This is a genomic window from Humidesulfovibrio sp. (assembly GCF_030689645.1).
Classification (GTDB): domain Bacteria; phylum Desulfobacterota; class Desulfovibrionia; order Desulfovibrionales; family Desulfovibrionaceae; genus Humidesulfovibrio.
In genome coordinates, this window is the sequence record NZ_JAUYFU010000103.1 from 1 (window position 1) to 10,536 (window position 10,536).

Sequence of the window (10,536 nt, forward strand, 5' to 3'; positions counted from 1 at the left end):
GCGAGCGCGGCCACCGACACCCCTGGGGGCACGGCTGCGGCGTCTGTCCGGCCTGTGAACTGCGCTCGGCAGGGTTCGAACTGTTCTTGGAAACCGAGTAGGACAAGAAAAGAGAATCAAGGGGCGCTGCCCCTTGAACCCCGCCAGAGGGCATGCGCCCTCTGGACTCCCTATGGCGCTGGCTTTCAGCCCAGGCGCGAAGCCGCCTGAGCCGAAAGCCAGCGCGAAGGGGCTAGGCAACCAAGGCAAACGACAAGTCCCCGCCCCACCACCGCGAAGAGGCCGGTTCCGCGCAAGCGCGGAACCGGCCTCTTCGCCATGCGGGTCCAGGGGGCGCATGCCCCCTGGCCACCGGAGGTTATTCCCTCTTCTCTAGAACTGCGTCTCTATGGGCGCGGAGTTGTCTTTGTAGTACTCGGCAGTTACGGTGAGGCTGGTGCCGCCACGCGGGTTGAACAGCGCCACCACCTGCATCATGCGGGGCTGACACACACTGACCATGTCGTCCAGAATCTTGTTGGTGATGGTCTCCATGAACGAGCCATGATTGCGGTAGGCTGTGAAATAGAGCTTCAGGGACTTGGTCTCGATGCACAGCTGGTCCGGAATGTAGGTGATCTCGATGGTGGCGAAATCCGGCTGGCCGGTTTTCGGGCACAGGCTGGTGAACTCCGGATGCTCAAAGCGGATCTGGTAGTCGCGATCCGGGTACTTGTTGGGGAACGCCTCCAGAATGGCCGCAACGGGTTCCTGGAAGGCGTAGCTGGTCTTGCCAGAGCCGAGGTGCTTAAGGCCGGAGGTGTCGTCGTTGGTCATGTGCTGCTCCTGAAATAGGGGATGTGCGCGAAGCCGCCGCAGGCAGGGCCAAGGCGACCGTGTTTCGCAATTGCCGAATACCCCAGAGCGCGCCCAAGGCCAAGGGTTTTCAACCCCTATTGGCACAGCTGATGGCGTTCGACTCGCGCAGGGACCTACACAGGCCTGTTTTCGTTCAACTCCACCAGCCTCACAAGATCGCGGCGCTCTTTCAGGGTGCTCAAATCAAAGGCCAGGGCGATGCCGAAGCCGCCCTCCTCGCTCTCACGCTCCAGGCGCACCACCCGCGCGCTCACGCGCAGGCCGCGCTGATTCGGAGCCTCCACGTCCAACGCCACCTCAACCTTTGTGCCAGGCAGAATGGGCGTTGGCGAAAGGCAGAGCATACCGCCGAAGCTTACGTTCAGGGCCGACACCTTCACCGGCTCGCTCATAGCCGAGCCGTCATGACTGGTGAACAACACCATAAGGTTGATGGGCGCACGCGGGAAGCGGCGGCTTCTTTCAGAGAAGGAACTGGAAGTGTTGCGCGTGCGTTTGGCCTCATACAAGGCCTCATCAGCGCGTCCCACCAGATCGCGGGCGTTGATGGCGTCTTCGGGGAAGGTGGCCGCGCCCAGGCTCACTGTGACGACAACTTCCTGGCCATTGACCTTGACGGGGTTGCCCGCCACCGCCAAACGCATGCGCTCAGCAGCGGCGATGGCCTGTTCGCAGTCCGTATGCGGCAGGATGAGCGCAAACTCCTCGCCGCCATAGCGCACCACATGATCGAAACTTCTGGCCGTGTTCTGCAACACCGAGGCCACGTTTTTCAGGGCGTCGTCGCCCGCCAGGTGGCCGTAGTTGTCGTTGAAGCGCTTGAAGTGGTCCACGTCAAGCATGATAAGCGAAAAGCGCTGACCAAAACGCTTGAAGCGCTCCACCTCGCGGCTGATGGCGTCGTTGAAGTAGCGGCGATTATACAGGCCGGTGAGCTCATCCAGAAGCGCACCCTGCTCTTTCTGCAACAGCACCTGAACTTCCACGATGACCGGATCGCGCATTTTGGGGTGCAGATTCATGAAATAGTCGCACACGGCCACGCGGATGCCCACGTCGCGGCCAAGGGCCAAGTTCAGCCCCTGGTGGTGACGCAGGATCTCGCCCCAGAAGCACCGCGCGTCCTCAGGGGTGAAATGCATCCTCGTGAGCAGGTGCAAAGCGTCAGCGTATCCCTGGTCGCCCTCGATGACGCCATGGGCCAGATCCTCAGCCTTGAGGCCCACCTGCATAAGCAGCTCATGGACTTCTGGAACCTCACAAACCATGCTCTCTTGCCCCATTATATCCTCGCATGCCCCAACCGCGACGCATCGGGTTTTATGATCCTAGATACAGAATATCGATCCTATGTTTCTCCCGCTTTCTTTGCAAGAAAAACAAGAGGCCCGGATGCCGGGCCTCTTGCAAAACAACTCCGGCCCGCCATTAGACCTCGTAGTCCACCACGCTGCGCGAGGCCACCACCTGCTTCACAAAGGCCACAACCTTTAGATGTTCAGGATGCACCTGATAGGCGTCCAGGTCCGCGCGGGTGGCGAACTCGGAGTAAAGGATCACGTCGCAAACCGGGGCGGCCGCAAACACTTCGATGCCCACCTCGATCTTCTTCAAGCTTGGAATGAGTCCGGCCAGGGCCTCCAGCATCTCCTTCATCTTGCGCGCATTGGTCACTCTGTCGGTGCCTTCGGCGGTATCCTTCAGGGTCCACATGACGATGTGCTTGATCATTGAGCCGTTCTCCTTGTGTGTTCGATTCCTTCAACTGACCTGCATCAAAAAATCGGTCCTTCAAGATCGGTGGATGTGCGCGCTAAACAAAAGGGCCGCCACAAACTGCGGCAGCCCCATATGAAACATCGACAAAACGAAAGGCCGGAACAGACCGGGAGGCACGGGGTCAGCACACAACACGGGGCTGACAGCGCCCCGTGCAATCATTGCTACCGCCATGTCCCTCCCCCTTATGCGCTTTGGAACAGAACACGGCCATCCACATCAGACACGCTGGCGCAGCCAGTGAGAATCATGGCCTGAACGAGTTCGCTGCGCATCTGGTCCAGGTATTTGGCAACGCCTTCCCGCAGGCCGCCCATGGCGGCAATGGCCACGGGGCGGCCAACCATCACGGCATCGGCCCCCAGGGCAAGCATCTTGAGCACATCGCCGCCGGAGCGAACGCCGCCGTCGACAACTATGGCGATCTGGCCCTTCACCGCACGGGCGATCAGGGGCAGCGCCTCGGCTGTGCCCGGCGCATGGTCAAGCACGCGCCCGCCATGGTTCGAAACCACTATGCCCGCCGCCCCGGCGTCCACGGCGCGCTTGGCGTCGTCCGGGGTCATGATGCCCTTGATGACGAACTTCGCCTGCACATGGGCGATGATGTCCTTGAGCTTTTCAAGGGGCTTTGGGCCTACCGGGCGGCCCATGAGGCGCAGGGTGACCAGGCCCGCCGCGTCTATGTCCATGCCCACCACGGTGGCTCCGGTGGCCACGGCGCGGTCGAGCTTCTCAAACAGTTCCTTGTCTTCCCAGGGCTTGATGAACGGGATGCCCGCGCCGCCAAGGGCCTGGATGGCCGCAAATCCGCTCTCGTGAATGAACGGGGGCACGCCGTCGCCGCTGGAGCCAACGATTCCCCGGTCAACGCAGCCGCCAAGCACGGCCTCAACATAGTCCGACTCGTTGATCTTGCCGCCCATGTTGAAGCTCACGCCGCCGATGGGCGCGGCGATGACGGGCATGGCCAGCTTGAGGCCCAGCACCTCTGTTGAGGTGTCTGGCTGATCCGCCCCGTGAACCAGGCGCATGTTGAACCGCAGGTTCGAAAGTGCCGCGACGTTGTTCATGAACGAAGACCCGGTGCCCAGGCCGCCCATGCCGGGCACCTCGCCCGCGCAGGCCTTGCCGTTGCAAACCGGGCAGACCTTGCAGTAGCCCTCCATGAGCTCGCGGGCGTGTTTGCGCACTTCCTTCATGCTGCCATCCTCCTGGATTTTCCGGACTGCTATTTGAGGCGCTCGGCCAGAGCCTCGGCCATATGGCGCACCTGCATGGCGCTGCCCTTGGCCTCAAGCCCGCCGCGCAGCTGCATGATGCAGCCCGGACAGTCTGTAAGCAGCAATTCTGCCCCGGTCTTCTCCGCGTTCGCAAGCTTTTTCTTCAGCAGCTCCGCAGAGAGTTCGGGGAACTTCATGGAGTAGGTTCCACCAAAACCGCAGCACACGTCCTCCTCATCCGCAGGCAGGTACTCCAGCCCGCCGATGGTCATAAGCGCGCGCGGCGCCTCGGTGACGTTCAGACCCCGGCAAAGGTGGCAGGGCGAGTGATAGGTCGTCTTCTTGCCGTCCTTCTTGAATTCCTCGGGCTTCACCTTCAGAACGTCATGCACAAAGGAGCTGAAGTCGATGACGCGATCCGCGAACTGGCGCACCTTCACCTCAAGCCTGGAATCACCGGCCAGGATGTCCGGGTAGCCGTGCTTCAGGTGCGAGGCGCAAGAGGCGCACAGGGTCAGGATGTAGTCGCAGGAAGCCGGGTCAAAGGCGGCAACGTTCTGCGCAGCCACGGAGCGGCTGCTCTCGCGCTCGCCCATCATCTGCACGGGCAGGCCGCAGCAGGACTGGTCCATGGGGTACTCAACGGCCACGTTGTGCCTGGCCAGAATCTTCACAGCCGCCTCGGCCTGCTCCGGGTAGACGAAGTCCTGCACGCAGCCGCTGAACAGCGCCACGCGAAGCTTGGGCTTTGAAACACGTGGCTTGATGGCCTCGAAGCGGTCGCGGAAGGGAGTCTCGGCAATGGCGGGCAGCGCGCGGAATCCCTGGTCCTTGGCGAATATCATGGGCAGGTGGCGCAAGTAGGGCGTGCCGCCGGTGACGGGCCGCTGCACGGCCTTGGCCGAGCGCAGGAGCGCGTGGAACAGCTTGCGGCTCTTGAGCACCTTGGCCAGCAGCTGGCTCTGAAGCGGGTGGCCCTCTTCGTCCTGGATGCGGGCGTGGACTTCCTTGATGAGCCGGGGCAGGTCGATGCCGCCCGCGCACACGGCCTTGCAGGCGCCGCAGTTGATGCAGTTCTGCACAAGGTTCTTGGCCTTTTCGCGGCCATGATAGAAGTAGGTCAAAATGAGGCCGATGGCCCCGATGTAGATGTGGCCCAACTGATGCCCGCCAACCAGACGGTACACCGGACACACGTTGGCACACGCGCCGCAACGGATGCACCGGAGCACCGAGGAGAACAAGGGGTCTTTGGCGATGGCGCGGCGTCCGTTGTCCAGAAACACCACGTGCATTTCCTTTTTGCCGTTGGCGCTGCTCTGGCATTCGCCCGGCCCGGTGATCCAGGACACATAGGAGGTGATGGCCTGGCCCGTGGCGTTTCTGGGCAAGGCGCGGATGACCCGAAGGGCGTCGTTGATGCTCGGGGTGAGCTTGTCGAGGCCCACGAGGGCCACATGCACGCGCGGAAGAGTCGTCACCAGGCGGGCGTTGCCCTCGTTGGTGCACAAGGCGATGGTTCCGGTTTCGGCGATGGCGAAGTTGCCGCCGGAGATGCCCATGTCGGCCTCGACATACTTGCGCCGCAGTTCGCGCCGGGCCACCTTGACGAGCTTCTGAATGTCGTTGCTCTGCTTCGCGCCGGTTACTTCGCTGAAGAGGTCGGCCACCTGGTCGCGCGAGAGATGGATGGCGGGCATGACCATGTGGGTGGGGCCTTCGTGCCGCAACTGGATGATCCACTCGCCAAGGTCCGTCTCCGTCACCTCCAGGCCCAGATCCTCCAGGTGGTGGTTCAGGAGCGTCTCCTCCGCAGTCATGGACTTGGATTTGACGATGCGTTTGACGTTGGCCTTCTGGGCGATGCGGCCGATGATCTCATTGGCCTCATGCGCGGTCTTGGCCACATGGACAGTGACGCCGAGTGCCTTGGCGTTGCGGGTGAACTGCTCAAGCAGCTCCTCCATGTGGGCCATGGCGTAGTCCTTGCCCTTGGCGATGTCAGCGATAAGGCCGTCCAGGTCCATGCCCTTAAAGGCATTAGCGCGGGAAACGCGGTAGGCCATGGCGAAATTGTCCATGGCGGTGCGCAAAAATTCATTATTCAGCGCTCCGGTGAGCTCGCCCTTGTACTGTTTCAAGTCGCGTGCGTTCTGCATGGCCTAGTCCTCCAGAAGCAGGATGTGCAGTTCGAGCGGTCCGTGCACGCCGATGGCCAGCACGCGCTCAATGTCTGCGGTGCGGGATGCGCCGGTGACGAAGGCCAAGTAGGCCGGGCCGTCCTTGCAGTAGGCGCGCACAAGCTCCTCGGCGTCAAAGCTGGTCTCGCGCAGGGTGCTGGTGCGCAGCACACATACGTGAACCTCGCAAAGCATGGTGGCAAGGCGCAGTTCCTCGCTCCTGGAATCAAGCACCAAAGTGCCTGTCTCGGCAATGCCCGCATCGGCGATGGTGAAGCCGATGTCGATGCCGCCAAGGTGCTTGCGCATGCCCGAATCCAGGCAGTGGATGCCGCGGTCGGCGCACAGGGCCTTCAAGGCCGCAAAGGTTTCCCCCGGCAGGCCAGGCGCCACCATGACCTTGCTCGGCTTCTCGTCGCACAGGGCGCCTGCGCCAGTGGAAAGATCGGACTCGCACCCGGACATGAGAATCTGGCAGGCGTCCTTCTTCTCGCAAATGTCAACGGTGTATGCCAGGGCTTCGTCCAGGCTCTTCACCGGCGCGACTATGGCCGAGACGAGGCCGGCCTTTACAGTAAACAGGTCCACCAGCCGTTTAGAATCGCTCATGGCGTCCTCCAGTCTCTACAGATTGCGGCGCTTGCAAAGCGCTGGCGAGATGCTTGGCCCAGGCGCGAAACGCTGCCTTAGCCGGGAAAGTCATGCGGGCGGAAAATTGTGCGGAGCCGGACCCCACGCAAGGATCCGGCTCCGCATTCAGTCAATCAAGCTACGGCAGCATCCACTTCAGGGGGTAGGCCTGAAGCATGGTGAGCACGCTGATGAACAGCACCATGGCGATGGAGTGCTTCAGGGTGAAGCGGAAGATGTCGCCTTCCTTGCCAACCAGGTTCGAGGCCGCAGTAGCCACGGAGATGCTCTGCGGGGAGATCATCTTGCCGGTGACGCCGCCCGAGGAGTTGGCGGCCACGCACAGGGCCGGATCCACGCCGATCTGCTGGGCGGTGGTCTTCTGCAGCGAACCGAAGAGCGCGTTGGCAGAAGTGTCGGAGCCGGTCAAGAACACGCCGAGCCAGCCCAGAATGGGCGCGAAGAACGGGAACCAGGCGCCCGTCGCCGTGAAGGCCAAGCCCAGGGTGGAGCTCATGCCGGAGTAGTTCATGATGATGGCCAGGCCAAGAATCATGGCGATGGTCACGATGGGGAAGCGCAACTGGTGCACGGTGCGGCCCAGGCAGGCGATGGCCTTGCCGAAACCGTAATTGGGGATGATGAGCACGGACAAGAGACCGGAAAGCAAAATCGCCGTGCCTGCAGAGGACAGCAGATTCAACTTGAAGATGGCGGCGTAAGGAGCGTCCTTGGCCACAACGGGAAGGGTCTTGATGACCAGCTTGTGCAGGCCGGGCCATTCAACCTTGAACGGGGTGATGGCGTCCAAAACCTTCTTCACAGGCTCAAGCCCCCACAGGAGGACCATGACGGCCAGGATGATGTACGGGCCCCAGGCGCGGATGACCTGCCCGGCGGTGTAATTGCACTTGGTCACGGCGCAGGCGCTGGCGGGCTCGTCGGGGAAGTGCCACACGTTCTTGGGCTTCCACACCTTGAGGAACAGGAACAGGCCAAGGATGGTCGTGATGGCGGAGGCGATGTCCGGCAGGTAGGGGCCGTGATAGTTGGACATGACGAACTGGGTGGAGGCGAAGCAAACGCCAGCCACAAGGCAGGCCGGGAGGACTTCAAAGGCGCGTTTCCAGCCGCTCATAGTGACGGCGAGCCAGAAGGGCACGATGAGGGAGAGGAAAGGCAGCTGACGGCCGCAGATGGCGCTGATGCGCATCATGTCGATGTCCGTAACCTGCGCGGCGACAACAATGGGGATGCCGATGGCGCCGAAGGCCACGGGAGCGGTGTTGGCGATGAGGCAGATGCCCGCAGCGTACAGCGGGTTAAAGCCCAGGCCCACCAGCATGGCGGCGGTGATGGCCACGGGGGTGCCGAAGCCTGCTGTGCCTTCGATGAACGAACCGAAGGCGAAGGCGATGAAGATAGCCTGAAGTCGGCGATCCTCAGTGATGCTTGCCAGTGAATTCTTGATGATCTCGAATTCGCCGGACTCAACGGTCATGTTGTAGATCCAGATGGCCGTTATGACGATCCAGACAATGGGGAACAGGCCGTAGGCCGCGCCGTAGGCAGTGGCGGAAAGGGCCAGGCCGGCGGGCATTCCCCACACGAAGATGGACAGCAGAACAGCCGCGCTGGTGGCCACGAATGCGGCCTTGTGGCCGGGTTTGCGCATCACCGCAAGCATGACGAACAAGATGATGAGCGGGATGGCCGCCACGAGCGCCGGGGCCAGATAACTGTCCCCGAAAGGCATGTACTTTTGTGTCCAGGTTACGACTTCAGCCACGGTTGGTTCCATAAACTCCTCCTTGCGGTGTGTGTGCCGATGCTCCCCGCGCCGGACAACCATCCGCACGGGAACTGCGCCCTAAATTCAGCTCGGTTTCAAAACCGCAACCGTCTGCCTGGCGATCTCCAACTCCTCGTTGGTGGGGATCACCAGCACGCGCACCGCCGAGTCCGAAGCGGCGATGTCGCGCGCGCCACGTGCCGGGGCAAGGTTGCGGTCATGGTCGAGCTTGATGCCGAGGTGTTCAAGTCCCCGGCAGGTAAGTTCGCGGGCAACGGGGTCGTTCTCCCCAATGCCAGCGGTGAACACTATTGCATCCACCCGGCCAAGCACGGCCAGGTAAGAACCTATGTACTTGCGGTTGCGGTAGCCGAACATGTCGAGCGCCAGCCGGGCCCGGGAGTCGCCCTGAGCCACGGCCTCGTGGATGTCGCGCATGTCGTTCTTGCCGCAAATGCCCTTGAATCCGCTTTGCTTGTTGGTCAGGTCGTTGATCTCGCTGATGGAGAGCCCCTTCTCCGCACCAAGCAGCGGATAGATGGCCAAATCCGCGTCGCCGCAGCGGGTGCCCATGATGAGCCCCTCAAGGGGAGTGAGGCCCATGGAGGTGTCCACGCTTTTGCCGTTCTGCACAGCGCACATGCTGCTGCCGTTGCCCAGGTGCACAGTGATGAGGTTGACCTCCTCCACCGGCTTGCCGAGGAAGCGCGCGGCCTCCTTGGTGACATAGGCGTGAGAGGTGCCGTGGAAGCCGTAGCGGCGCACCTTGAGTTCTTCGTAGAGTTCGTACGGCAGGGCGTACATGTAGGCGCGCGGCGGCATGGTCTGGTGGAAAACGGTGTCGAACACGGTTACTTGCGGCACCTGGGGAAACAGCTGGCGCGATACGCGGATGCCCGCCAGATGGCCGGGATTGTGCACCGGGCCAAGGGGGATGAGCTTGGTCAGCTCGTCCACAACGCGGTCGTCCACCCGGCAGGAGGCGTGGAAGATGTCGCCGCCCTGAACGATGCGGTGGCCGATGGCCTCAATCTCGTCCAGGCTCTTGACCACGCCGCGCTTGGCGTCGGTGATGAGCCCGATGACCAGATGCATGCCCTCTTCGTGGTCGGCGATGGGCTGGGTAAGGCTGATCCAGTCTTCCGTGTCGCCGCCTGGGGCGATCTTGTGCGTTACGCTGCCCACGGCCTCGCCAATGCGCTCCACCGCGCCGGAGCACATGACTGTCTCCGTGCGCATGTCGAGCAGCTGGTACTTGATGGACGAGCTGCCGGAGTTGATGACCAGTACGTTCATTATTCCCCCTGGCCCTTCACGGCCTGGGCTTGAATGGCCGTGATGGCCACGGTGTTGACGATGTCGGGGATGGTGCACCCGCGGGAGAGGTCGTTGACAGGCTTGTTCAAGCCCTGAAGCACCGGGCCGATAGCCACGGCCTGGGCGGAGCGCTGCACGGCCTTGTAGGTGTTGTTGCCGGTGTTCAGGTCCGGGAAGATGAACACCGTGGCCCGGCCGGCCACCTTGCTCTCCGGCATCTTGGTGTGGGCCACCTCGATGTCCACGGCGGCGTCGTATTGCAGCGGACCTTCCAGCAGCAGGTGCGGGGCGCGCTCATGGGCGATCTTCGTGGCCTGGATGACCCTCTCCACGTCTTCGCCCTTGCCCGAGTCGCCGGTGGAGTAGGAGAGCATGGCGATCCTGGGCTCGATGCCGAAGAGCTGCGCGGTCTCGGCGCTGGAGAGCGCGATCTCGGCCAGCTCCTCGGCCGTGGGGTTCGGGTTCACGGCGCAGTCGCCGTAGACCAGCACGCGGTCCTTCAGGCACATGAAGAAGACGCTGGAGACGATGCTCGAGCCGGGCTTGGTCTTGATGATCTCAAAGGCCGGGCGGATGGTCTGCTGGGTGGTGGTGATGGACCCGGAGACCATGCCGTCGGCGTGGCCCTTGTGGACCATCATGGTGCTGTAGAAGGTCGGGTCGAGCATGCGGTCCCGGGCGTCCTCCTCGCGGATGCCCTTGTGCTTGCGCAGCTCATAGTAGGTCTGCACATAGTCCTCGTAGTTCGGGGACTTGA

At 62.5% G+C, this 10,536-nt stretch carries 9 protein-coding genes; all 9 read right to left on the reverse strand.

What is annotated here, in order from left to right; all coding sequences use genetic code 11:
* Nucleotides 1–372 precede the first annotated feature (372 nt).
* Entirely contained in the window at nucleotides 373–816 is a 444-nt protein-coding gene (queF, locus tag Q8O35_RS13745) for a preQ(1) synthase (RefSeq protein ID WP_305574301.1), read from the reverse strand.
* Between the two features lie 155 nt (nucleotides 817–971).
* Nucleotides 972–2,141 carry a diguanylate cyclase gene (locus Q8O35_RS13750; RefSeq protein ID WP_305574303.1) on the reverse strand — a complete coding sequence of 390 codons (1,170 nt, stop codon included), beginning with the start codon at nucleotides 2,139–2,141 and terminating at the stop codon, nucleotides 972–974.
* Between the two features lie 145 nt (nucleotides 2,142–2,286).
* Nucleotides 2,287–2,589, reverse strand: a complete 303-nt coding sequence (locus Q8O35_RS13755; RefSeq protein ID WP_305574305.1) for a Dabb family protein — start codon at nucleotides 2,587–2,589, stop codon at nucleotides 2,287–2,289.
* A 233-nt stretch (nucleotides 2,590–2,822) separates the two neighbouring features.
* Nucleotides 2,823–3,839: an alpha-hydroxy-acid oxidizing protein gene (locus Q8O35_RS13760; protein ID WP_305574307.1), complete on the reverse strand. Its 1,017-nt coding sequence runs from the start codon at nucleotides 3,837–3,839 to the stop codon at nucleotides 2,823–2,825.
* 29 nt (nucleotides 3,840–3,868) lie between these two features.
* Nucleotides 3,869–6,019 (reverse strand): L-lactate dehydrogenase (quinone) large subunit LdhH, encoded by a 2,151-nt coding sequence (gene ldhH / locus Q8O35_RS13765; RefSeq protein ID WP_305574309.1) that lies wholly within the window; start codon nucleotides 6,017–6,019, stop codon nucleotides 3,869–3,871.
* Between the two features lie 3 nt (nucleotides 6,020–6,022).
* A complete protein-coding gene (locus tag Q8O35_RS13770) occupies nucleotides 6,023–6,649 on the reverse strand; it encodes a lactate utilization protein (RefSeq protein ID WP_305574311.1) in 627 nt (208 codons plus the stop codon).
* 160 nt (nucleotides 6,650–6,809) lie between these two features.
* Entirely contained in the window at nucleotides 6,810–8,471 is a 1,662-nt protein-coding gene (locus Q8O35_RS13775; RefSeq protein ID WP_371133138.1) for an L-lactate permease, read from the reverse strand.
* A gap of 75 nt (nucleotides 8,472–8,546) precedes the next feature.
* A complete protein-coding gene (locus tag Q8O35_RS13780) occupies nucleotides 8,547–9,758 on the reverse strand; it encodes an acetate kinase (RefSeq protein WP_305574313.1) in 1,212 nt (403 codons plus the stop codon).
* The coding region (pta, locus tag Q8O35_RS13785; protein WP_305574315.1) for a phosphate acetyltransferase at nucleotides 9,758–10,536 on the reverse strand (779 nt) is incomplete at its 5' end. The genes Q8O35_RS13780 and pta, both read right to left, overlap by 1 nt.